This is a genomic window from Kitasatospora sp. NPDC091276, from assembly GCF_040684355.1.
Taxonomy (GTDB): Bacteria; Actinomycetota; Actinomycetes; order Streptomycetales; family Streptomycetaceae; genus Kitasatospora.
In genome coordinates this window covers 42,181-65,667 of the sequence record NZ_JBFBFU010000035.1, presented here as the reverse complement: position 1 = coordinate 65,667, position 23,487 = coordinate 42,181, and the positions used below count along the sequence as shown (strand labels likewise).

22 protein-coding genes are annotated in these 23,487 nt (G+C 72.8%); 9 read left to right on the top strand and 13 right to left on the bottom strand.

What is annotated here, in order from left to right; translation table 11 throughout:
- Positions 1–40: 40 nt before the first annotated feature.
- Positions 41–1,102: an LLM class F420-dependent oxidoreductase gene (locus AB0O19_RS32480; protein ID WP_363624727.1), complete on the top strand. Its 1,062-nt coding sequence runs from the start codon at positions 41–43 to the stop codon at positions 1,100–1,102.
- Positions 1,103–1,166: 64 nt separating this feature from the next.
- Positions 1,167–2,258: an LLM class flavin-dependent oxidoreductase gene (locus tag AB0O19_RS32475; RefSeq protein ID WP_363624725.1), complete on the top strand. Its 1,092-nt coding sequence runs from the start codon at positions 1,167–1,169 to the stop codon at positions 2,256–2,258.
- Positions 2,259–2,339: 81 nt separating this feature from the next.
- Here AB0O19_RS32475 and AB0O19_RS32470 read toward each other — a convergent pair whose 3' ends face one another.
- Positions 2,340–2,912 carry an RICIN domain-containing protein gene (locus AB0O19_RS32470; protein ID WP_363581878.1) on the bottom strand — a complete coding sequence of 191 codons (573 nt, stop codon included), beginning with the start codon at positions 2,910–2,912 and terminating at the stop codon, positions 2,340–2,342.
- 203 nt (positions 2,913–3,115) lie between these two features.
- Between AB0O19_RS32470 and AB0O19_RS32465 the strand changes: the two genes are divergently transcribed.
- Positions 3,116–3,472 carry a hypothetical protein gene (locus AB0O19_RS32465; RefSeq protein WP_363581876.1) on the top strand — a complete coding sequence of 119 codons (357 nt, stop codon included), beginning with the start codon at positions 3,116–3,118 and terminating at the stop codon, positions 3,470–3,472.
- Positions 3,473–3,479: 7 nt separating this feature from the next.
- Here AB0O19_RS32465 and AB0O19_RS32460 read toward each other — a convergent pair whose 3' ends face one another.
- Entirely contained in the window at positions 3,480–4,238 is a 759-nt protein-coding gene (locus AB0O19_RS32460; RefSeq protein WP_363624723.1) for a helix-turn-helix domain-containing protein, read from the bottom strand.
- 281 nt (positions 4,239–4,519) lie between these two features.
- On the opposite strand from AB0O19_RS32460, the gene AB0O19_RS32455 reads away from it, so the two are divergent.
- Positions 4,520–5,323 carry an alpha/beta hydrolase gene (locus AB0O19_RS32455; protein WP_363624721.1) on the top strand — a complete coding sequence of 268 codons (804 nt, stop codon included), beginning with the start codon at positions 4,520–4,522 and terminating at the stop codon, positions 5,321–5,323.
- A 289-nt stretch (positions 5,324–5,612) separates the two neighbouring features.
- Positions 5,613–6,353, top strand: a complete 741-nt coding sequence (locus AB0O19_RS32450; protein WP_363624719.1) for a class I SAM-dependent methyltransferase — start codon at positions 5,613–5,615, stop codon at positions 6,351–6,353.
- A 52-nt stretch (positions 6,354–6,405) separates the two neighbouring features.
- Here the strand turns inward: AB0O19_RS32450 and AB0O19_RS32445 are convergent, their stop codons facing one another.
- The gene (locus tag AB0O19_RS32445) at positions 6,406–7,509 is read right to left on the bottom strand and encodes a hypothetical protein (RefSeq protein ID WP_363624717.1); all 1,104 of its coding nucleotides are present in this window, start codon (positions 7,507–7,509) and stop codon (positions 6,406–6,408) included.
- Between the two features lie 149 nt (positions 7,510–7,658).
- Positions 7,659–8,630 (bottom strand): helix-turn-helix transcriptional regulator, encoded by a 972-nt coding sequence (locus AB0O19_RS32440; RefSeq protein ID WP_363624715.1) that lies wholly within the window; start codon positions 8,628–8,630, stop codon positions 7,659–7,661.
- 198 nt (positions 8,631–8,828) lie between these two features.
- Here AB0O19_RS32440 and AB0O19_RS32435 point away from each other — a divergent pair, with 198 nt between their 5' ends.
- The 3 genes from AB0O19_RS32435 (at position 8,829) to AB0O19_RS32425 (ending at position 13,035) form a co-directional block, all read left to right on the top strand.
- Complete coding sequence (locus AB0O19_RS32435; protein WP_363624713.1) at positions 8,829–9,209, top strand: nuclear transport factor 2 family protein; 381 nt, start codon at positions 8,829–8,831, stop codon at positions 9,207–9,209.
- Positions 9,210–9,397: 188 nt separating this feature from the next.
- Positions 9,398–11,242, top strand: a complete 1,845-nt coding sequence (locus AB0O19_RS32430) for an ABC transporter ATP-binding protein (RefSeq protein ID WP_363624711.1) — start codon at positions 9,398–9,400, stop codon at positions 11,240–11,242.
- Entirely contained in the window at positions 11,239–13,035 is a 1,797-nt protein-coding gene (locus AB0O19_RS32425; RefSeq protein ID WP_363624709.1) for an ABC transporter ATP-binding protein, read from the top strand. The genes AB0O19_RS32430 and AB0O19_RS32425 overlap by 4 nt, the downstream gene beginning before the upstream one ends.
- Before the next feature lie 37 nt (positions 13,036–13,072).
- Here the strand turns inward: AB0O19_RS32425 and AB0O19_RS32420 are convergent, their stop codons facing one another.
- Entirely contained in the window at positions 13,073–13,486 is a 414-nt protein-coding gene (locus AB0O19_RS32420; protein ID WP_363624707.1) for a cupin, read from the bottom strand.
- A 91-nt stretch (positions 13,487–13,577) separates the two neighbouring features.
- On the opposite strand from AB0O19_RS32420, the gene AB0O19_RS32415 reads away from it, so the two are divergent.
- Positions 13,578–14,240, top strand: a complete 663-nt coding sequence (locus AB0O19_RS32415; RefSeq protein WP_363624706.1) for a TetR/AcrR family transcriptional regulator — start codon at positions 13,578–13,580, stop codon at positions 14,238–14,240.
- 28 nt (positions 14,241–14,268) lie between these two features.
- On the opposite strand, the gene AB0O19_RS32410 is transcribed toward AB0O19_RS32415, so the two are convergent.
- From AB0O19_RS32410 to AB0O19_RS32375, 8 genes are all read right to left on the bottom strand, one after another.
- Positions 14,269–15,456, bottom strand: a complete 1,188-nt coding sequence (locus AB0O19_RS32410; protein ID WP_363581854.1) for an SPFH domain-containing protein — start codon at positions 15,454–15,456, stop codon at positions 14,269–14,271.
- 37 nt (positions 15,457–15,493) lie between these two features.
- A complete protein-coding gene (locus tag AB0O19_RS32405) occupies positions 15,494–15,730 on the bottom strand; it encodes a hypothetical protein (protein WP_350880803.1) in 237 nt (78 codons plus the stop codon).
- 250 nt (positions 15,731–15,980) lie between these two features.
- Positions 15,981–16,661 carry a hypothetical protein gene (locus AB0O19_RS32400; RefSeq protein ID WP_208869047.1) on the bottom strand — a complete coding sequence of 227 codons (681 nt, stop codon included), beginning with the start codon at positions 16,659–16,661 and terminating at the stop codon, positions 15,981–15,983.
- Positions 16,662–16,841: 180 nt separating this feature from the next.
- Positions 16,842–17,474 carry a LysE family transporter gene (locus AB0O19_RS32395; RefSeq protein ID WP_363624704.1) on the bottom strand — a complete coding sequence of 211 codons (633 nt, stop codon included), beginning with the start codon at positions 17,472–17,474 and terminating at the stop codon, positions 16,842–16,844.
- Positions 17,475–17,654: 180 nt separating this feature from the next.
- A complete protein-coding gene (locus tag AB0O19_RS32390) occupies positions 17,655–18,953 on the bottom strand; it encodes a coproporphyrinogen-III oxidase family protein (protein WP_363624702.1) in 1,299 nt (432 codons plus the stop codon).
- Between the two features lie 65 nt (positions 18,954–19,018).
- Positions 19,019–20,524, bottom strand: coding sequence for a radical SAM protein (locus tag AB0O19_RS32385; protein ID WP_363624701.1), 1,506 nt, complete (start codon positions 20,522–20,524; stop codon positions 19,019–19,021).
- A gap of 35 nt (positions 20,525–20,559) precedes the next feature.
- The gene (amrS, locus tag AB0O19_RS32380) at positions 20,560–21,996 is read right to left on the bottom strand and encodes an AmmeMemoRadiSam system radical SAM enzyme (RefSeq protein WP_363624700.1); all 1,437 of its coding nucleotides are present in this window, start codon (positions 21,994–21,996) and stop codon (positions 20,560–20,562) included.
- Positions 21,997–22,848: 852 nt separating this feature from the next.
- Positions 22,849–23,487, bottom strand: a complete 639-nt coding sequence (locus AB0O19_RS32375) for a TetR/AcrR family transcriptional regulator C-terminal domain-containing protein (protein ID WP_363624698.1) — start codon at positions 23,485–23,487, stop codon at positions 22,849–22,851.

Below are 23,487 nucleotides of genomic sequence, written 5' to 3'. Positions count from 1 at the left end.
CCGAAGAGCACCGCGCACCACAGGAAGGACGGCCATCCCGATGACCGACCCGCACCGACCGCACCACCACAGCGGGACCGTCCCGCCCGGCTCCGCGCACGGCCCCGTGCCCGCCGCACCGCCCAAGTGGGGCATCACCCTCCCGCTGCCCGGCCTGACCATCGACCGGCACCGCTTCCTGGTCGAGCGGCTGCCCGACCTCGGCTACACCGACGTGTGGAGCGCCGAGGGCGGCGGCACCGACGCCTTCACCCCGCTGGCCGCCACGGCGGCCTGGTCCCCCTCCCTGCGGATCGGCACCGGCATCGTCCCGGTGCACACCCGCGGCCCGGCCGTGCTCGCCCAGACCGCCGCGACGCTCGCCCAACTCGCGCCGGGCCGACTGCTGCTGGGCATCGGCGCCTCGGTGCCCGCCCACGTCACCGACATCAACGGCATCCCGTTCGACGAGCCGTTCAAGCGGACCAGGGACGTCCTGCGCTTCACCACCCGGGCGCTGCGCGGCGAGTACGTCACCGGCGGGTTCGACACCTTCGACATCACCGGCTACCGGCTGCCGCACCCGCCGACCGAGCCGGTCAAGGTCATCCTGGGCGCGCTGCGGCCCAACATGCTCCGGCTCGGCTTCAACGAGGGCGACGGCGCCATCACCAACCTGCTGTTCCCGCACGACGTGCCGAAGATCCTGGACGCCGTCGGCCCGCAGCCGCCCGGCAAGGAACTGGTCGTCAAGGTCTTCGTCTGCCCCACCGAGGACACCGACTACGCCCACCGCGCCAGCCGGCCGTTCCTCGCCTGGATCCTCAACCGCGAGCCGTACCGCAAGTTCCACGAGTGGCTGGGCCACGGCGAACTCCTCGCCGAGACCCACCGCCTCTGGGCGGCCGGCGACCCGGAGGGCGCCCAGAAGGCGCTGCCCGACGAGGTCGTCGACGGGCTGTTCATCAGCGGCTCGCCGGAGGAGTGCCGGGAGCGCATCCTCGCCTACCACCGCCCCGGCGTCACCACCATCCAGCTGTACGTGTCGCTGCCGCCCGAGGTGTTCGTCAGCCGCGCCAAGCTGCTCGACACCCTGGCCCGGCTCGGGCCGGCCGCCCTCTGACCGTCGCGCCCCACCCGTCCCCATCCCCTGCCACCCTCACGACGCTCACGACCGGAGGAGAGCCGTGCCACTCGAGATCCGCGGCGGGGTCCGCGCCGCACCCGTTCCCGGCCACACCGCGCAGGAACGCCAGGCCCTGCGCTGGGCCCCCGACGGCCGCGACCGCACCGCCGACCCCGCGTACGTCGCCCGCACCGCGCGGGAGAACGAGGAGGACGGGCTGGACAGCGCCCTGGTGGTGCAGTCCAGTTCGTGGCCCGACCCGTGGCTGGTGGCCTCCTGGGCCCTGGCCGCCACCACACGGCTGCGCATCGCGGTCGCCCACCGGGTCGGCACCACCGCGCCGACCGTCGCCGCCCGCTCCCTCGCGACCCTGGACCGCCTCTCCGGCGGGCGGGCGGCGGCCCACGTCATCATCGGCTCCAGCGACCACGACACGGCCCGCGACGGCGACCTCCTGGACAAGCAGGAGCGCTACCGCAGGGCCGACGAGTACCTCGACCTGTTCACCCGCTACCTCGCCGCCGACCAGGACATCGACCACAAGGGCGAGTTCTACACCGTGTCCGCCGCCCGGCCCGGCCTGCACCCCAGACCCGGCGGCGAGCTGCTCTCCTTCGGCGGCTCGTCACCGCAGGGCCTCGACCTGGCGGCCCGCTACGCGGAGGTCTACGCCGTCAGCCCGCTGCCGCTGCCGGACACCCGTAGGCGGATAGCCCAGGTCCGCACCGCCGCCGCCGCGCACGGCCGGACCCTGCGAATCTGGCGGCACGTCACCGTCGTCCTCGCCGACACCGACGAGGCGGCCCGCGACCGCGTCCGCCGGCTGCGCCGCGACGCCCTCCGCCTCACCTCCGGCGGCGGCGGGCCCTGGACGGAAGCCGTCCAGCTCGACCGCGACCGCGAGCGCGGCCGCTCCGACCCGTCCCGGGGAGACGAGCAGGTCGCCGCCTACATCCGCCGCTCGCTCACCGCCGCCTACGCCGGCTCCCCCGCCACCGTCGCCGCCCGCATCGGCCTGCTCCGCTCGGCCGGCGTGGACATCGTCCAGCTCGACCTCCCCGTCGAGACCGACCAGGACCGCGAGCTGCGGCGCAGCCTCGTCCGCCACCTCCGCACCGGTCTGGGCACCCCCGCCGACCGCCGCGTCTGGTGACCGGCGCCCCCGTTCGGCCGGGGCCGAGGCGATCACCGCCTCGACCCCGGCCACGCCGGTCCCCGGGCAGGGCCCAGATGTCTAGATGTTGGGGTTGATCGGACGGTCGCTGTCGGAGTGGTGCCAGTCGAACTCCTGGGTCTGCCCCATGCTCGCGTTCCGCCCCAGCGTCCAGAGTCCGTAGGAGTTCCGCGGGCCCTGGTTGCCGACGTAGGTCAGGCAGGCACCGACGGCGTTGCACACGCCGCGGTCGGTGCCGAACGTCCAACGCTGCTTCGGGTCACCCCCGTTGCACCCCACCGCCGTGGCGCCCGGGCTGTCGGACGGGCCGCTCGGGACGTGGCCCGACAGACAGCGGCCGTCGTTGGTGCTGTGGATGAGGCCGTCCTCCGAGACGAACCAGAACTGGTTCCAGGAGCCGTCGCACGGGCGCAGGACGACCGGCCTGCCGTCGCCGTTGGTCTGCCGGTACTCGTCCATGCAGTAGTAGGTGCCGTTGGGGCCGCCGCTGGCCGGGCGGGCGAGCGCGGCGAGGTAACCGTAGGCGTAGGGCTGCGGATTGGCGGGGTCGGCCTGCGCGGCGGCGACGGGCAACGAGACGCTCAGGCCGATCGCGAGTGCCAGGGCTGAGACGATCTTTCGGGCGGACTTCATGAGGTCCGACACCTCCCTCTCTGACGTCGTGTCACTGCGGAATGCGGCCATCCTGGCAGCGGAGTTGAGGGCCTGGTCAGCTTTCCGAACGATCCCGAACAAACGGGAGTGTATGGATTTCGCCATTTGATTCACCTCAGTTGACAGGAACCCCCGGCGCGAAGAGGCTGTTCACGCAGGCCCGGCGGGGGGAGGACAGAGCGTTGACCTGGTCACCTATGCGCACCACGGCGGCCCCGTGCTCCTGCCGGGCCGCCGAGGTCAACTCCGCTGCGACGCTGGCCCGTTCGCACTCCTTGGACGCGCTCGCCGAGTCCCTCACCCTGCTCAGGCAGGAGGCCGGCAGCCCCTCCTACTCGACCATCGTCCGGCGGATCAGCTCCGTCCGGGCAGCCCGCGGCGTCCCGGCCGGGGAACGCACACCCGGGCGGATCACCGTCTACGACTGCTTCCGCAGCGGACGCCAACGCCTGGACGTCGAACTGCTCTCCGACATCGTCCAGGCCCTCGGCGCGGACCCGGGCCCCTGGCGCCGCGCCTACCGCGCCGCCTCCCGGTGACCGCCGGCTATCCGCGGTCCGGACGCGGAGCGGCCGGTCCGGACGGGGTCGCCTCGGGCTTCGCGTGGAGGATCTCGCGGGCCTGCTCCGCCGCGCGGACGATGCTCTCGGAGACGAAGTCGACGAAACGGGCGATGTTCTCCAGGCGGGTGGCGGCCGGGGTCTGCGGGCCGAGGACGCCGACGCCCTGCCGCGCGACCTCGACGAGGTGGGCGGTGGCGCGGGCGCTGGCCATCATCGACTGGTACCAGACGTCGTCGTCGACGACGTAGCGCTCGCGGCGGCGCTCGTCGCGCTCCCGGCGGACGAGGCCCTGGCCGTCGAGGAACGCGATCGCCTTGGAGATCGACGGCGGGCTGACCTGGAGGTGCCGGGCGAGTTCGGACGCGGTGAGGCTGCCGCTGTCGGTGAGGGTGAGGCAGGCCAGCACCCGGGCCGTCATCTTGGGCATGCCGGAGGCCATCAGGACGGTGGTGTACGTCTCCTGGTACTCGCGCACGGCCTCGGCGTCGCGCCCGTGGGCCTGCGGGGGCGCCTCCGGCCCCCGGGGCGCGGCCGGCCTGCGCCGCTGGGCGCGGCGGCGTTCGGCGGCCCGGTGGGCCAGGTCGGCACGGTAGGCGGTGGGGCCGCCGTTGCGCATCACCTCGCGCGTGACCGTCGAGGTGGGGCGGTCGAGGCGCCTGGCGATCTCCGCGTAGGCGAGGCCGTCGGCCATCCCCAGCGCGATCTGCTGGCGTTCCTGCTGAGTGAGCCTGCCTCCCGGCACCGCGATTCTCCCTTCACGCTTCCCCGAATGCCCTCACCATAGCGTTCACTCCCATTCCAGTGCAACGAACACGGTGACTGACGTTGCGTTAAATTCAAGGCCACTGCAACGATAATCGCGTATTCACCTGCACTAATGCTGATTACGAGCAACGAACTGGTTGCCGCAATACGTGAAGGCAACGTAGCGTTTCCATCATCAGAAACAACGAGCCGCAGCAGAGCGGCCCGCGGCAGCCCGCAACCCCCGCACCCGCACCCGCACCCGGAAGAAGGCACACCATGACCATCGAGCAGCCCGCCTGGACCGGCATGGTCTCCGTCGACGACACCGCCCTGGCCGTGACCGACACCGGCGGGCCCGGCCGTCCCGTGGTCTACCTCAACGGCTCCTACGCCGACCAGTCGCACTGGCGGCGCGTCATCGCCGACCTCGGCGACGACTACCGGCACATCACCTTCGACGAGCGCGCCCGTGGCAAGTCGAAGCGCTCGGCGGACTACTCGTTCGAAGCGTGCCTGCGCGACGTCGACGCCGTCCTCGCCGCGAGGGGCGTGGACCGTCCGATCCTGGTGGGCTGGTCCTACGGCGCGATGCTCGCGATGCACTGGGCCGCCCGGCACCCGGACCGCGTCCTCGGGGCGGTGTCCGTGGACGGCGCGTTCCCGCACGAGTGGCTCGACGACGCCACCCGGGAGCAGGTCCGCAAGCTGTTCCGCCGGCTGAGCCCGCTGTTCCCGATCGCCCGCCGACTCGGCATGGCCGCGCGGATGAGCGCCGAGCAGCACGCCGAGATCAACCTCGAAATCAACGAGCTCTGCGCGCCCGCCGCCCTCGACCCGGTCTTCGACCGGGTGACCGCACCGGTCCGGTACGTGGTCGCCTCGGGCGGCAACCTGGGCGGTGAGGCGAAGCTGATGGAACAGATCCGCACCAACCTCGACCCGGTGCTCGCCCGCAACCCGAACATCCGGGTCAGCACGAAGGTCGCGAGCAACCACTCCAAGATCCTGCGCAAGGACTTCCACGCCATCGCCGACACGGTCCGCGACCTCGCCGCCACCGCCGCGAGCGCGACCGGCTGAGCCCCGCACCGCCCCTGCGGGGTCACCGCGACGCGCTCGCACGGCGGGGCGGCCGTTCGGGCGAACTTCCCTCGGAATTACCGCATTCGGGTGACTCGCGGCCGGCCGCGCCCGCCGGGGTCGTTAGCGTGACTGACCGTCATCGGCCGTCCGGTCGGGCGGAGCTGCGCGCAGCTCGGGGGTTCAGGGAAAGCCGGGGGTCGAAGGCCTCCGTGGGACTTCCCACGCGCCGCTCACCGTCCGGGGCCGATCCCGACACCGTGCTCCACCAGCTGGGAGGTTCTCCGCCATGCCCGTGTCGAGTCGGTACCTGAACGCCTGGGAGGGCTTCTGGCGCGACGCACCGGCGGAGGCCGGCGCGGTGATCTGGGACGCGGAGCCGGCGCTCACCGCGAGCGTGCACCTCGCGCTGCTCGACCCCTACCTCGCCGACCCGGCGCTGCCCGTCGTCGACGTCGGCTGCGGCAACGGCACCCAGACCCGCTTCCTCGCCGAGCGCTTCGGCCGCGTCCTCGGGGTCGACCTGTCCACCGCCGCCGTGGGGCTCGCCCGCACCCAGCATCCGGACGGGCGGGCCGAGTTCGCCCAGCTCGATGCCACCGACGGGCCGGGCGTCCGGGAGCTGCACGCCCGGCTCGGCGATGCCAACGTGTATGTGCGCGGCCTGATCCACCAGTCCGAGCCGGCCGACCGCCAGCCGGTTGCCGACGCCATCGCCACCCTGGTCGGGGATCGCGGCCGGGCGTTCGTCGTCGAGCTGTCCGCGTCGGCGAAGGCCGTCCTGGCCGGCCTCGCCCAGAGCCCGCAGGGCCCTCCCCCGAAGCTGCGCCCCGTCTTCGAGCACGGCCTCGCCCCCGCCGAGGTCGTCGACTCGGCCTTCGGCGAGCTGTTCCGCACCGCCGGGCTCACCGTCCTCGCCTCCGGCGAACTGCCCTTGTTCCTCACCGAGTTCGCGCCCGACGGCAGCCGGATCGACCTTCCGTCCCACTGGCTGGTGGTGGGCGCGGACGGCGCCGCACCCCAAAGGTGACCTGGTGGGGGCGGTCGGTGGAAGTTCCACCGACCGCCCCCACCAGGCGGTGTCAGCCGGCGATCCGGGCGCTTTCGGCCGCCTTGTACAGCGGCTTCGTGATCGCGGAGGTGAACTGCGGCCCGACCAGGTACCGGGTGCAGGAGGTGTCGCCGAAGTCGCAGACCCGGCCCGAGGAGTCGAAGGACGGGCCCTGGGTGTTGTCGCCCACCACGGTGCCGATCCCCGAGGACGGGTCGAAGTCGGCGATCCGGGGGCCGCCGCTGGAACCGCCGCCCATCACGCAGGGGGCGCCCCACTCACCCGGGGGCACCGGGTGGCCAGGGAAGCCGGGGTGCTCGCGGGTCTGCCCCGCGCAGTAGGCGAGCCGGGCCCCGGTGTACTCGGGCAGGCCCTGGCGCGCGGGATCGCCCGACGCCGCACGCGGGTAGCCGAACTGGTGGACCTTCGCGCTGCCCGGCCGGTCGAAGCCGATGCGCTGCGCGGCGCCGACGGCGTCCTGGACCCGCTTGCCCTCGGCGTTGCCGTTCAGGACCAGGAACGCCTGGTCGTAGGCGGAGTACTTGCCGTCCTGCTGGTCGTTGAGGAGCCAGGTGGCGTGGACGACCCCGGTGCGGGCGACGAACGTGCCGTACGGGGCGGTGCCGTCGTGGTAGCCGGGGACGAACATCGAGTTCGTCAGCCACTCGTTGTTCTCACCGAGCAGGTCGGTGTTGTTGACGCAGTGCGCCGCCGTGACGACGGTGCTGCGGTTGGCGCTGTCGACGACGGTCGCGGTGCAGCTCCCGTCCTCGCCGTGGTCGGTGAAGAAGAGCCGGCCCACCGTCTTGCTCAGGGTGGCGGAGCCGGTCCACGGAGCCCCGTCGGGGCCGCTCTTGGGCGGGTTGCCGGAGGACGGCTGGGTCAGGGCGGCCATCCGCTCCGGGGTCCAGTAGTCCAGGACGGCCTGCTGCTGCGCGGGCGTGACCGCCTCCGGGTGGACGGCCACCTGGCTGGTGGCGGCCCCGTCCTGCGGCGCGGCCCCTGCGGGCGCCGCCAGCGCGAGGCCGGCGGCCACCACGAGGGCGGTCAGGAGGACTCGGCCGCGCGCTCGACCGCGGGCCCGGTCGTGGTTCCGGTTGTGCTGACTGCTGGTCTGGCCATAGGTAGGTGGCATGCCTCGCACGGTAGGAGCGGGATGTCAGGTTCCTGTCGAGGAGGCGTTTCATCCGTCCATCGGTCACGTCAGGTTCCCGTGTGGAGCGCGTCTCATCCGTGTATCGGTCATGAGGATCGCAGGCCCCGTCACCGCTGAGCAGGGTGGAATCATCGCTGGGCCCGGCGGAAGTCGCCCGGGGTGCGGCCGGTCTCGCGGGCGAAGAACTTGCCGAAGTTGGTGGCCTCGGTGAAACCGAGCGCGCGACCGATCGCGGCCACGGGCAGGTCGGTGTGGGCGAGCAGCCGCTGTGCCTGTAGGGCGACGCGGGCGTCGGCGAGTTGCTTGGCGCTGCGGCCGGTGGCGGCCAGGCAGGCGCGGGTCAGGGTGCGCGGGGAGTAGCCGAGCCGCGCGGCGTAGTCCTCGACGGAGCGGGTGGCGGCGAAGGAGCGTTCCAGTTCGCGGCGGAAGGCGGGGTAGACCCCGGCACCGGGCGGGGAGAGGGCGGGGCGTCCGGCCGGGTCCGGGAGGCGCGCCATGCGGATGAGCAGCGCGCCGAGGAGCTGGCGCAGCAGCACTCCGGTCAGCTCGGCATCGACATCAGCACCGGCACCGGCACCGGCACCGGCACCGGCATCGGCATCGGCATCGACGGGCGCTGTCGGGCCGGGGGCCTGCCCGTCCCGCAGCCTCCGGTACTCCGTGTCCAGTTCCGTCACGGCGCGGTCGAAGGCGTCGAGCTCGGCCGGCGGCAGGAGCCGTGCGACGGGGCCGAACCCGTCGAGCATCTGCTGCGTCGCGGGCAGCGGCGGCGGGAAGTCGGCGGTGAACAGCAGCAGGACGGCGTCAAGGTCCGCGGGGCGGCCGTTCGCGTCCGAGGGCAGGCGCTGTACCTGGCCGGGCCGCAGGTGCAGCAGTGTGCCGCGGGTGCACGGGTAGGTGACGAAATCGACCATGGCGGTGCCCTCGCCGCCGCGCACCAGGATGAGCTGGTGGAAGTCCAGGCGGCTCGGCCGACGGGCGACCGCGCTCTTCAGGCGCGGTTTCAGTGCGTCGAAGGTCAGCACCTCGATGCCGGTCCGCAAGCGGTCGGGGTTGTCGTAGGCGATGTCGACGACGTCGCGCTGTCCACTTTCGACCATGTCGAGTCCCGACTCTACCTCGCCCGAGGGGTGGCTGCGGCGGCATCGTGGAGTCACGGCCGAACGGCGGGCACCGCAGCGAGCACCGCAGCGAGCGCCGCACCGGGCGCCACGCCCGGCAGCACAGCGAGCACCACACCGGGCGCCGCGCCGAAGGGCCGTCACCACCACCCGTTCCCGACCTGAGGACCCCTCACCATGCTCCCTGTCATCACCGACCCCACGCAGCTGCCGACCGTGTTCCAGGACGCGCTGAACGCCGGCGACGTCGACCACGTGCTGGCCCTGTTCGCCGAAGGTGCCACCATGCGCACGGTGGCCGGCGAGCTCCTCACCGGCGTCGAGGCACTGCGTGCGGAGATCGGCGGAACCGTCGCCGCCCGCGGCAGGCTGACGAACGTCCCGCGGCACAAGGTCATCGGCGCGGACACGGCCCTCCTGGTCACCGACTGGACCCTGGAGATCGACGGCCCCGACGGCGAGCGGATCGCCCCCACCGGCACCACCGCCAACATCGCCCGCCGCGACGCCGACGGCGGCTGGCGCTTCACCGTCCTCAACCCGCGCGGCATCGCCTGAGCCCTGCCGCCCCGCAACCTGGCGGCCCCCGGCGCCGGCTGAGCACTTCGGGGGGCGGCAGGCCCGCCGCCCCCCGACCTGTGGGTGCGTCAGTTCCGTGGTGGGGCGGTCTGCCAGACTCCGGGAATGAGACATCAGCGAATCCTGGACCAGTTCGCGGCCCGGGGCCCCGTCCGAGGGCAGGCGGGATGACCGGCACCGGACCGGACCTGCCCGCGGGTGCGCGCCGGGTCCCCTACCGCGATCCCGGGGTGCCGGACCACCGGAGTCCGCTGCGCTTCCTCTGGTGGCTGGTGCGCAGGCAGCGCGGCCGCGTACTGCTCGGCGCGACCTGGGGCAGCCTGTGGATGTGCGCCCTGATGCTGCCGCCCTACCTGATGTCCAGGACGATCGACGAGGGCCTCCGGGCCCGCGACAGCGGCGCGCTGGTCTTCTGGGTGTCGGCCGTCCTCGCGGTCGGCGCGCTCATCGCCGTCCTCGGGATCCTGCGGCACCGCACCATGACCTTCATCCGGGTGGACGCCGCGTACCGCACCGTCCAGGTCATCGCCCGGCACGTCAACCGGCTGGGGACGACGCTGCCGCGCCAGGTGTCGGCCGGCGAGCTGACCCACCTCCAGGCCGGCGACATCGGCCGGATCGCGCAGACACTGACCATCACCGGGCCCGGCGTCGGCGCGGTCATCGCCTACCTCGCCACCGCCGTCCTGCTGGTCCGGATCTCCGTCCTGCTCGCGGCGGTGATCCTCCTCGGGGTGCCGCTGCTGGCCCTCACCGTCGGCCCGTTGCTGGGGAAGCTGCACGGCGCCGAGGGAAGCTACCGCGAGCAGCAGGGGGCGCTGACGGCCCTGGCCGGCGACCTGGTCGCCGGGCTGGGCGTGCTGAACGGCATCGGCGGCAAGCCGATGTTCGCCCGGCGCTACCGGGAGCGCTCGCAGGCCCTCGTGCCGCTCGGCTACCGGGTGGCCTCGTTCACCAGTTGGGTGCAGGCGCTCGGCGCCTGCCTGCCGGTAATCTTCCTGGCCGTGGTGACCTGGCTCAGCGCCCGGATGGCGGCCGCCGGTTCGATCACGGTCGGTGAACTCGTCTCCGTCTACGGCTACGTGGCGGCCCTGCTGGTGCCCGTCTCCGCCTTCATCGAGGGCGCGGACGACCTGCCGCGCGGGCTGGTCTCCGCCCGCCGGGTCACCGACATCCTGGCACTGCGGCCGGATTCGACGCGCAGCCGGACACTGACGGACCCGCCGGAAGCGCCGGCGGTGCTGAGCGACCCCGACTCCGGCCTGCTGCTGCGGCCCGGGCGGCTCACCGCGCTGGCCGCCGCCCGGCCCGAGGAGGCCCGGGCCGTCGTCGAACGGCTGGCCGGCTACACCGACTCGGACGCCACCTGGGGCGACACCAGGCTGTCCGACTGGGTGCCCGCCGAGCTGCGGCGCCACGTCCTGGTGTCGGACGACGACGCGTACCTGTTCGGCGGCACGCTCCGTTCCGCGGTGTCGATCCGCGGCGACCGCATCGAGGAGGAACTGCGGCGCGCCCTGCACGCCGCCGCGGCCGAGGACATCGTCGACGCCCTGCCGGGCGGCCTGGACGCACCGCTCGACGACCGCGCCGGCAACGTCTCGGGCGGGCAGCGCCAGCGGCTGCGGCTGGCCCGCGCGCTGCTGGCCGATCCCGAGGTGCTGCTGCTGGTCGAGCCCACCTCGGCGCTGGACGCGCTCACCGAGGCGGCCGTGGCGGCCCGGATCGGCGCCGTGCGCGGCGGCCGGACCACCCTGGTCGTCAGCACCTCCCCCCTGGTGCTCGGCCGCGCCGACGAGGTGGTCCACCTGGTGGACGGCAAGGTCCGGGCCACCGGCACCCACGGCGAGCTGCTGGCCCGCGACCCCGGCTACGCGGCGCTGGTGTTCCGCGGCAGCACCGACGCCCGCCCGGCGGGCGCCGCGACCGACGACCGCCCGCGGACCATCCCGGCAGGCGCCGACCGCCCGCGGAGCGTCGCCGCGGACACCGAGGAAGGACTGGCCCGATGAGCGACCCCGACGGCCCCGACGGCCCCGACGGCCCCGACGACCACCACGCCCCCCACCGCCTCCCGGTCGCCGACACCGCGACGGTGCGCCGGGCCAGTTGGCGCCTGCTGGCGGACGACGGCCGGGCGATGGGCGCGATCGTCGCCCTCACCTGCCTCGCCGCCCTCGCGGGCGTCGCCGGGCCGTGGCTGCTGGGCCGCATCGTCACCCGGGTCGAGAACGGCGAGCTGACGGTCGGCCAGGTGGACGGCTTCGCCGCGGCGGTCCTGGGGTTCGCCCTCGCCCAGCTGGTGCTCACCCGCTACGCCCGCCGCCTCTCCCACCGGTTCGGCGAACGCGCCCTGGCCCGGCTCCGCGAGGAGGTCGTCGAGCGGACGCTCGCGTTGCCCGGGCGGTACGCGGAACGGGTCGGCGCCGGCGACCTGGTGACCCGCTCCTCGCTGGACGTGGGCACCGTGGCCGCCACCCTGCGCAACGCGGCCCCGGACGTCTTCATCGCCGTCGTCCAGGTGCTGGTCATCCTCACCGCGACGTTCCTGCTCGACCCGCTGATCGGGCTCTGCGCCCTGGTGGGCCTGCCGGTCGTCTGGGCGGTGAGCCGCTGGTACCTGTCCCGGGCCCGGGAGGCCTACCTCGCCGAGGGGGCCGCGGCGGGCGGGGTCACCGAGGTCCTCAACTCCACCGCCCACGGCGCCCGGACCATCGAGGCGTACGGGGTCGGGGCGCGCCAGGACGGCGTGGTCGACCGGGCCGTCGACACCGCATACCGGGCCCGGGTGCGCACCCTGTTCCTGCGGACCGTGCTGTTCCCGGTCACCGAGTTCGCGCACGCGCTGCCGACGGCCCTCATCCTGCTGGTGGGCGGCCTCGGCTACCTCCACGGCTCGGTGACGCTGGGCGCGGTGGTGGCGGGCGGCCTCTACATGTGGCAGCTCGTCGACCCGCTGGACCGGGCGCTCAACTGGGTCGAGCAACTGCAGAGCAGCGGTGCGTCGTTCGCCCGCATCAAGGGCGTCGGCCTGGTGTCGCAGGAGCCGCCGGCCACCGGCCCGCGCCCCGCCGACGACCGGATCGAGGCCGTCGGCGTGCGGTACTCCTACACCGGCTCGCACGACGTGCTGACGGACGTCGACCTGGTGGTCCGGCCGGGCGAGCGGCTGGCCGTGGTCGGCCCGTCCGGCGCCGGCAAGTCGACCCTCGGCAAGCTGCTCGCCGGCGTCGACGCCCCGGACGCGGGGCGGATCCTGGTCGGCGGCGTGCCGGTCGCGGACCTCGCCGCGGCGGGCGAGCTGGGCAACCGCGTCGTCCTCATCACCCAGCAGCACCACGTCTTCATGGGAACGCTCCGGGAGAACATGACGCTGGCCGCCCCGGACGCCGAGGACGCGGCGGTCCTGGCCGCGCTCGCCCTGGTGGAGGCGGACTGGGTGCGCGACCTCCCGGACGGGCTGGACTCGCTCCTGGGCACCGGCGGGACCGAACTCGGCGCCGCGCAGGCCCAGCAGCTCACCCTGGCCCGGGTCCAGCTGGCCGATCCGCACACCCTGATCCTGGACGAGGCGACCTCCCTGCTCGACCCGACCACGGCCCGGCAGGCGGAGCGGGCGATGGCGGCCGTGCGCTCCGACCGCACGGTCATCTCCATCGCCCACCGGCTCCAGACCGCGCACGACGCGGACCGGGTCGCCGTCATGGAGGCGGGCCGCATCGTCGAGCTGGGCACCCACGACGAGCTGGTCGCCGCCGGCGGGCGGTACGCGGCGCTCTGGCGGTCGTGGAGCGGGGAGTCCTGACCGGCCCGGCGGCGGTGCCACCGGGCCGCGCCCGCGGTCAGGGGGTGTCGGTGCGCTTTTCGAGCCGGGTGCCGTGGCGCAGGGTGAGCGACATCAGGTCGCTGGGGCCGTCGAGTTCGAGGCGGTGCCAGCGGCCCCGGGGGACGACCACGGCGCTGCCGGCGGGCAGCGGCACCATCTCGTCGGCGCCTTCCCCCGCGCCGCCCCCGTCCCCGTCCGCGGGGCGGAGGTGGAGCCGCGCGCCGCCGGTGAGGCAGCACACCGCCTCGTCGGCCTCCGGGTGCATCTCCCAGTGGTCGGCGTGGACGTCGGCGTCGGTCTCCACGTGGAAGGCGCCGAGGTGCCAGGTGCCCGGCGCGCCGCCGGCCATCTGCCGCCCGGCGGCTCGGACTTCGCCGTCGGGGTGGAAGTGCAGGGCCGAGGCGAACAGGTCGACGACGGTGGGCGTCATGGCGGTGTTCCTTCCGGTCAGCGATTTCTATACGCGTAAGAAAACTAACCCCGCACGACCGCCGCTGTCGACCCCGGGGAATGATGGACCCATGCCGACCGCACCGCGCAGGACCTCGGGCCGACCGCCCCGCATCTCCCGTGAGCAGGTCGTCGAGGCGGCCCGCCGGATCGTGACCGAGGAGGGCGTGGACCGGCTGACCATGCGCCGCCTCGCCTCCGAGGTCGGCAGTACGCCGATGGCGCTCTACCACCACGTGCGCGACAAGGAGGAACTGCTCGTCCTGCTGCTGGACGACTACGCGGCGCGGACACTGCGCCGGCCCGAGCTGCCCGCCGACCCGCGCGACCGCGTCGTCGGGTCAGCCGCCGCGATCCACGAGGCGCTGGCCGGCTGCCCCTGGATCGTCGAGGTGCTGACCGCCGACGACCTGATGTCCGCGTCCGCGCTGTGGTTCGTCGAGCAGATCGTCGACGGCCTCACCGCGTGCGGCCTCACACCGGAACGCGCCGTACAGGGGTACCGCACGATCTGGTACTACACCGCCGGCGAGCTGGTGGTCCGGGCGGCGGCGGCCCGGCGGCGCGCGGACGACGAGCGCGCCACCTACCGGGAGCAGGTTTTCGGCGGCCTCGACCCGGACGAACTCCCCCGCCTCGCACAGGTCGCGGACCGCTGGGCCGCGCTGACCACCGACGACACCTACCTGGACGGCCTGCGGGCCCTGGTGGACGGCCTCGTCGCCGCCCGTTGACGCCCCGGCCCGCAGGCCCCGGCGCGCCTCAGGTCCGTTCCGGGAAGCGGGGCTTGGACTTGCCGTCGCCGAACGGGCCGGTCGAGTGCTGGAGCGAGTGCAGGATGGCGAGGCCCTGGCTGACGATGCCCGCCGCCATCTGGTTGACCCCGTCGCTGCCGTTGAGGACGGTGAGCTCCGCTCCCGACATGCCACGGGCCGCCGCGTCGGCGAGGGCCGGCAGGTTCTCCACGATCCGGTTGGCCGCGATGAGCTCCTGGTTGCCGCCGCGCAGGGAGTCGGCCCGGGCGGTGTTGGCGTCCGCCTGCGCCTGGGCGAGCGCCCGCTCGCTGTAGGCGCTGCCGTCCGCCTCGAACTTCACCCGGTCGCGCGCGGCCTCGGCCAGCGTCCGCTGCCGGTATGCCTCGGCGTCCGCCGGGCGCCGCACCTCGGCCTCCAGTTGCTGGGCGGCCAGCGCGGCCCGGCGCTGGGCGAGCGAGGTCTGCTCCTCGATGACGTCCTGGGAGGCCCGGGCCTCGGCGAGCGGCCCGGCCTGGGCGGCCCGGGCCCTGGACTGCTCGGTCTCGGCGAGGAACCCGGCCCGTTTGATCGCGGTGTTCCGCTCGTACTCGGCCTTCAGTGCGGCCGCCTGCTGCTCCCGCTCGGTGGCCTCCTGGTCCGCCTTGGCCTGGGCGATCCGGGCCTGGCTGGCGACCGCCGCCGCGTGCGGCGCGGCCAGGTTGTCGATGTACCCGGTCGAGTCCTCGATCTCCTGGATCTGCAGCGCGTCGACCACGATGCCGAGCTTCTCCATCTCGCCGTGGCTGCCCGCCATCACCTCCTGGGCGACCCGGCTGCGCTCCCGGATGATCTGCTCGACGGTCAGCCCGCCGATGATCGAGCGCAGGTGGCCGGCGAAGATCCGGCCGACGAGCTCCTCCATCTGGTCCTGTTCCGAGAGGAAGCGGCGGGCCGCGTTGGCGATCGACACGGCGTCGTCCCCGACCTTGAACACGCAGACCGCGCGCACGGTGAGCCGGATCCCCTGCTGGGTCACGCAGTCCTCGGCGATCTCCGCCTCCCGCAGGGCCAGGGAGAGCATGCGGACCTTCTGCTTGACCGGCAGGACGAGGCTGCCGTGCCCGGTGACGATGCGGAACTGGGTGTCCTGCGCCTGGTGCTTGGACCCGGAGATGAGCATCGCCTCGTTGGGTGCGGGAACGTGCCAGAAGAACATGACCGACCACCTGACCAGCTGGGATCCGAAACCGCGGTTAGGGCGGCAGCAGCTCGACGATCACCGAGCGGGCCGAGATCGCGTCCACCACGACCACCCGGACGTCCCGGCCGACCGGCTCCGAGCACCAGGCCGCGAACACCTCCGAACCACCCCGGAGGGCGACCAGGACCTCGCCCGGGCCGCCCGCCGGAATGGGCACCGTCACCTTGCCGACGGCTCCGACCGGGCTCTGCCGGGAGTCGTCGACCGCGGGCATGCTCTCTCGCGCCACCGGCGCCTCCGGTCCCCGCGTCGCACCACGTCGCACCACGTCCGCCGCACCTGCACCGTGGACGGTCACCGGCCACCACCGCCTCCGAAAGGCCCGGGCCGCCGGGCTCGCCACGGGTCGAGGACACCTGCGGCAACCGCCGGCGGCGGCGGTGCCTCGACCCCTCCCACGGTACTCCGGCAACCGGTCCGCCACCGGCCGACGCCGGAGCGGGCCGGACCGCCGCCGGAGCGGGCCGGACCGCCGCCGGTCAGGGCACGGCCAGGGCGACCGCGAAGCCGTGGTCCGGAATGTCGAGGAAGCGCCGGTTGAACCGGACGAAGGGCTCGATGAGCAGGTCCACGAAGACCAGGAAGGCCACCGTGCCGATGCCCACCGGGCCTCCCAGCAGCCAGCCGCAGAGCAGCAGCACCCCTTCGATCAGTCCCTTCGCGCACCAGAACGGCCAGGTCCAGCGGTGCCGGATGGTGATCGCCAGCAGGTCGATGGCCCGGATGCCGAAACCGCTCATGATGATCAGCGCCGAGGCGTAGGCGCACAGCAGCGCGCCGAGCAGCATCAGCGGGTAGCTGCTCAGCCCCAACCAGGCGGCAGGCCGCAGCCATTGGAAGAGGTCGATCAGGCTGCCGCACAGGAAGAAGGTCACGAAGGGCGAGACCACCGGGCGCTTGCGGTTCCACGCCGCCCACGCGCCGATGCACACCACCGCGACGGCCGCCTGGCACAGGCCGATGGTGAGCGGCAGGTGCTTGAGCACGCCCAGCGAGAAGACGTCGAGCGGGTCGGTGCCCAGATCGGACTGGATGAAGAAGTGGGCACCCGTCGAGAAGACCACGCAGCCGGCCAGGTACACCAGCGCCCTGGGAAGTAACTCCCCCAGCCGCCAAGGTTTTCCGTTCGGATCGACGCCAGGGGGACGGTGGGACGCCATCGGTTCCTCCAGGGGGACGGGCGTCCGGCCCGCTGCCGCCCCCGGGGCGCGGAGGCGGGCGGCGGCGCGGACACCGGGCTGTTCGGAAGCCGGGGCCCGCCGCCGAACTCCCGCCACACAGCTGGGAGTTCGGTGAAGGGCCTCGGTCAGCCGCCGCCCGACGCCGTCACCGCGGCCGGTTCAGGCGAGCGACTGGTAGGCCAGGAAGCCGCCGAAGAGGATGACCCCGATCCCGGCGACCAGGTCGACGCCCTTCAGCAGCCGGGCGCTGAAGCGCCGGCGGAACACCACCACGCCCGTGCTCAGCAGGGTGAACCACAGGAGCGTGCCGCAGCCGACGCCGACCAGCATGGACACCGAGGCGGGCAGCGTCCCGGTGACGTTCGCCGCCGTGGCCGCGGCGAAGGCGGCGGCCCAGTAGCCGATCGTCGCCGGATTGGAGGCGGTGGCCGCCAGCGCCGTGCGGAACGCCGCCAGCGGGCGGACCACTTCGGGGTTCCGCTCGTCCTCGGTGGCCGCCCGGACCCGGAAGGCGGAGCGCAGCGAGCGCGCACCGATGTACACCAGCACGGCGGCCCCGGCCAGCCCCAGGGCCGTGCGCAGCGCGGGGACGTCCAGCAGCCTGCCGACCCCGGCGAGGCCCAGGCCGGCGTAGGCGATGTCCACCAGGGCCGCACCCAGGCCGATCGCCCAGCCGGTCGGGAAGCCGTCGCGCAGGACGCTGCGCACGCACAGCAGGCCGATGGGGCCGAGGGGCAGGGCGACCAGGAAGCCGAGGCTGAGCCCGGCGAACCACGCGGGGAGGATGTTCACCGCGGTCCCCCGCAGGTCACCGCGATCATTCCGGTCCGGTGGAAGTCCGGGCGGAAGTCCCCACGGGAGTCCCCACGAAAGCCCCGGTGGAAGTCCCGGCTCAAGGCCCGGCGGAAGGCCTGGTGCGAGCACGTGCGCGACAATTCGCTCTGCCCCTCGTCACAACACCCGCCGATCAGGTCACTCGACGAGCTCCGATATGCCGAACCGTACCTCATCCCCTTCGGCGGGACTGAGATCTTCCGGCGCGTAGAACAGCTCGTACACGTTGGTCGACAACAACTGACCGAGCCTGGTCAGCGCGTACACGTCCGTGCCCCGTTCCTCCAGCCATCCCTTGTCGACGAGCTGCTCGATCTCCGCCCCGAAGACGGCCTCCATGGTGACGCCGAACCGGTCGTGGAAGTCCGGCCGGTTGACCTCGCACATCTTGAGGCCGCGGATCATGACGCGGCGCATTTCCTGTTCCTTGGTGAGGTACGTGGCGAAATCCAGCGGGATTTGACCACTTCCGACCATCTCGTAGTACTTCTTGAGCGGCTTGACGTTGACGAACAGCCGGTCGTGGATCACGCTCTTCGACGAGACGCCGAATCCGATCATCGGCCAGGTCCGCCAGTAGTACTCCAGGAAGCGCGAGTAGTCGGCGCAGCGGTCGGGGTGGTAGTACCCGGTCGAGCTGCGCCGGGCGAAGCCCGCCGCCTCCAGCGCGTCGATGGCGTACTCGTACATCCGGCGCTCGTCCTGCGCCGAGGGGAGCGCCATCTTCCCGGACGTGATGAGCGAGTGGAACGCCGTCTTGGGCCAGATCTCCAGGCCGTAGGCCGTGATGCAGGCCGGTTCGAGTTCGATGGCCCGGTCGACGCTGCGCTTCCAGTCGTCCACGGACTGGCCGGGCAGCGGGAAGATCAGGTCGATGTTGGTGTGCGTGAAACCGCCGTCGACGACGGTGCGGAAGGCGCGTTCGGCGGTGGCGAGGTCGTGCGAGCGGTTGCAGATCTCCAGCAGCCGGTCGTCGAAGGCCTGGACGCCGACGCTGAGCCGGGTGAATCCGGCCTCCCGCATGCGCGCGATCTTGGCCTCGTCGACCGTCGAGGGGTCGAATTCCAGGCCGATCTCCGCGCCCTCGTTGAATTCGAACGATTCCCGGCAGGCGTCCAGCAGCCGGGCCGTCTGGTCGCCGGTGAGGATGCCCGGCGTACCGCCGCCGAAATACACCGCGTCGACCCGGAACGCGGGGAAGGCCCGATTGGCGGCGAAGGCACGGATCTCGCGTTCGAGCACGTCGACGTACTGGGCGAAGTGCTGCTCGTTCCGGTTGATGTAGACGGTGTAGTCGCAGAATCCGCACTTGGTGATGCAGAACGGGACGTGCAGGTAGAGCACCGCGTTCTCGGGGCGGAAGTACTCGTCGTACTCGTGGTGCCGGTATTTGAACGGGTACGTGTGGATGTTCCGTCGGATGATCTTCTCGGCCATCTGCTGTCGCTCCTTCGTCGGGGCCGGCCTGGCGTGGTGGTGGACGGGTCCGGGGGCGGAGGCCGTCAGCAGAGGACCTGGAACGGACGGACGTCGGCGTCCGCGTCGAGGTCCGGCCGGTCGTTGGGGACCACCGGGCGCCCGCACGAGACGAAGAGGTCGTCGTAGCGCGCCCGCGACCGCTCGCGGTAGTCGGCGGCGGAGCGGGCCAGCATCTTGACGACCTCCTCCGCGAGCATCAACTGGTACTGGCAGGACTCGGTGTTGAGGACGTTCACGTCGCCCGAGGCCACGTGGTTCTCCTGCCGGCAGCCCCCGCCGCACAGGTAGCGGGCCCAGCAGGACCCGCACACCCGGTGCTCGTCGACGGTGCGCCGCCACTCGGGGTGGTCCCGGGTGAGGCCCTCGGCCCCGGTGCCCACGTCGAAGCCCTGGTCGCCGACCAGGCGGTGGCAGGGGCTGACGCTGCCGTCCGGGGAGTGCGTGTAGTACGTCCGGCCGCCCGAGCAGAACGCCAGCGCCGCCGCGCCCTCGGTGACCATCTGCACGGCCCGCTCGTACTCCAGCACGCCCTTGAACCGGTTGTCGGGGGCGAACAGCCGCGGGTAGTGGACCAGGAAGTCCTTGAACTGCTCGACGATGCCGGGCTGGAGGAAGTGGTTGATGTACTGGATGCCCTTCGGCTCGGACAGCTTCCGGTCCCCCAGCGTGAGGGCGATCGGCACCGTCGTGCCCTGCTCCACCGGGTAGACGCCCGGATAGATCTGGAAGTAGTCGAAGAGGTCGAGCCCCCACAGGTCGAGCACGCTCTCGGTGAGGCTGGGCTGCGCCGTCGCGATGGTCATCCGGGCCACCAGGGTGACGTCGTCGCCGCACGCCTCGCGCAGCCGGAACAGGTTGCGGATGATCCGGTCGTAGGAGCCCTTCCCGTTCTTGGACGGGCGGTTGGCGTCCTGGACCTCGCGGCCGCCGTCGATCGAGACCGAGACGATGAACCGGTGGTCGCGGAACAGTTCCTCGACGCCCTGGGGCATCAGGGTGAGGTTGGTCGAGATCCGGTGGACGAACTCGGTGCCCGAGCGCCCGGCGAGGTCTCGGGCGCGTTCGCAGATCTTGCGGATCACCGTGAAGTTCGCCAGCGGCTCCCCGCCGAAGAACTCGAAGCGGACCCGCTGCCCGGGCGCGGCGTAACGGTGGATGAAGTCGAAGATCCAGGCGATCGAGTGCTCGCCCATCGCCTCGGTGATCCGGCCGTAGTCCCCGCCCTCGGCGAAGCAGTACGTGCAGGCGAGGTTGCACACGTTCGTCAGGTTGACGTTGACCGCGAAGTCGGCGCCGTCGGACAGCGCGCTCTCCCGGAGCCGGATGCGGTTGGCCTCCCGGCCGGTGGCGGCGCCGGCCTGCAACCGCTCCCACGCCCGCCGCTCGTCCAGCCGCAGGTGGTCGACGCCGGAGGCCAGCCGCTCGGCGGTGTCCGCCGGGGCGAGCAGCAGCCGGTGGCTCCCGGTGATGAGGACGGCCGACAGGTCGTCGCTGAACGGCAGGACGCGGTAGTCGGTCCCGTGCCGCATCGGACCCGCCTGCTCCGTCGCGCTCGCGGGCCCGGTCATGACCTGGCGCGGGGCTGGAAGAGCGGCAGCGGCGAGACGTCCTCGTTCAGCGTTCCGGCGGAGGCCTCCACGGTCGGGAAGTGCGCGCGGTCGAAGACCTGGTGGAGGCTGGAGGTGCACTGCGGCGGTACGGCCACCTGGACGCCGACCTCGCCCGCCGTGCTCTTGGCCGCGATGTACCGGAAGCTCTCCTGCGGGGCCAGGTCGATGACCTGCCAGCCCTGGTCCGCGGCCGGGTCGCCGTAGCGGCGGTGGTAGGCCCGCACCGGCGCGGCGGAGGTGTTGCGCACCTGGACGTGCAGGGCGCGGACGTCGCCGTGCCAGTCGAAGCGGGCCAGGTCCAGGCCCTCGGCGGCGGGGAGTTCCGGCACCCGGGCGCGCGGGCGGGCGTCGGGCAGCAGGACGATCGGCGAGCGGGCCCCGCAGCCGACGCAGGCGCCGGCCGCGTCCAGGCCGACCAGGTCGGCGTTCAGGCCGTAGCGGGTGATCTGGAGCTGCCCGCACCGGTGGCACCAGGTGTTGGTCGACTCCGTGTCGTACACGTTCCCCAGGTAGACGTGGTTGAGCCCCATGTCCATGGCGACCTTGCGGGCCCGTTCCAGCCGGTCGACGGGGGTGCGGATGGTGTTGGTCATCTTGTAGTCCGGGTGGAAGCGCACGAAGTGCGTGGGCACGTCCGGGCTGAGCCGCTCGCCGACGAACCTCGCCATGTCCCGGGCGGTCGCCTCGTCGTCGCTGAGGTCGGTGACCATCAGCGTGGAGACCTCGACGTGCTTCCCGGCCCGGAACACCTGCTCGGTGCCCTCCAGGACCGGCTCCAGCCAGCCCTTGGTGATCTTCCGGTAGTACTTCGGGTCCAGGGACTTGATCGACACCGAGAAGATGTCGATCACCGGGATCAGTTCCTCGATCGCCTCGCCGCTGATGAAGAACGCGGACTTGTAGAGGTTGACGATTCCCGCCGCCTTGGCGAGGGCGGCCGTCTCCACCACGAACTCGTGCCACACCACCGGGTCGTTGTAGGTCCAGGAGATCACCTTCACGCCGTGCCGGACGGCGATGTCCACGACCTCCTCGGGCGTGTAGTGGTAGACGTCCTTGTCCTCCACGTGGCGCGCCTGCGACGTCTTCCAGTTGTGGCAGTAGTCGCAGTTGAGCATGCAGCCGACGTTCCCCATCGAGAGGATCCGGGCGCCGGGCGCGTAGTGGAACACCGCCTCGGTCTCGATGGTCTCCTCGGTGGCGTGGACCGAGCGCCCGTAGTTCAGGGTCACCAGGCGGCCGTCCCGGTTGGCCCGGACCATGCAGAATCCGTGCTGGCCGGGGCGGATCCGGCAGTTCCGGGGGCTGAGATGACATCGGACCACGCCGTCGTCCAGGCGTTCCTCCAGCCTGGCGGGGCGCGGTTCCTTGTCCCAGGTGTTCTGCGACATGGCTGTTCCTTCCGTGCGGTGGTACGGACACGGTGGTACGGAGGCGGTGGTGCGGCGGTGGTGGTACGGCGGCGACGGGTCGGGGCCGGACGGGTAGGTCCCGGACGGGCAGGGGCGGGCGGCCCGGCGCGGTCGTCCGCACCGGGCGGGGCCCTCCGGATCAGGCCGTCGCCGGAGGAGGTGCGGTCACGTGCGCGGGGCACGCCGGGACGGGGCGCGCCGGGACGGCGCGGTCGGGAAACCCGAATTCCCGCACTGTGGTGTGGAATTCGACATCGGCCCGCCCGTACATCCGCCCGTGGTCCGGAACGCCACTGTCCCGGTGTCTCGCTTTCACCGGGCGGGCCGGTTCCGCGCGGGTTTCCGCGGTCACGAACGTCAAGCGGATCTCACTTTCCCTCATGACGAAGCCACTGCTGAGAAAAACGCCTCGTGAAGAGGCCGAAGCGGAGCGGGAGTTCGGTGAGAAATTCGCCAACTGCGATGAGCTTCGGCGTACGGGCTCCCGCCTGTCAAGAAGTCCGCGTGCCGCCCGATCCGGCCAACACCCCGAAGCGGACAGCGCCCTCCGGTCGCGGCGGGGAGCAGGTTAGGCAAGCCTCACAAACGGTGATCTCGCGCCTGCCCAGCGGGTTCCCGGGCCGGGGAACGGCGGGGGCCCATCCGGCGGGGCGGCGCGGCCGGGATCGCCCGGTGCGGGAGGAGGGCCGAAAATCGCCGCCGGTCGGTGGAATACCTGCCGCCACAGGGCCGATCGGCCGCCCCACCCGCCGCTCGCCGAGCACCGGTCAAGGCGGTCCCGAGGGGGGGCGTGTGGAGCGGCCGGGGCAACGAGGGGCGGCTGCCGGGAATTCAGGGGGCGGTGGGGCCGGACGGGGAGAGGATCCGGGAGAGGCCGAACTCGAAGCGCTCGGTGAAGGCGGCGTCCTCCAGGTGCGGGGCGACCCGGGCGAGCGCCGGGTAGTCGCCGCCGGCGAGGGCCGGGCCGAGGGTGTGCACGCCGTCCTGGGCGGCCAGGGCCTGCTCCTCCTGGGCCAGGCCGAGGGTCAGGTACTGGATGGTCCAGAACACCCAGGACGCGTGGCGCTCGTCCAGTCCGCCGTCGAGGAGCGCGGCGATCATGGCGTCGGTGAAGCGCAGGGTGCCGGGCTCGGCGGCGTAGGTGCCGGCGACGATGACCGCGCCGTCACGGTGGGCCAGCAGGCACCGGCGGTAGCGGTGGGCGAGCTCGCGGGCCCGTTCGCACCAGGGCGCGGGCAGGTCGTCGAGCGGGATCTCACCGACGATCGCGTCCGCCATGAGTTCCAGCAGGCGGCCCTTGGTCTTGGCGTGCCAGAGCACGGTGTTCATCCGGACGCCGAGCCGTTCGGCGACGCCGCGCACGGAGACGGCGGCGGCGCCCTTGTCGTCCAGCAGGTCGAGGGCGGCGCGGACCACCGTGTCGGAGTCGAGTCGGGTCCGGGGGGCGTCCGGGGCTTGCTTCTTGGTCAC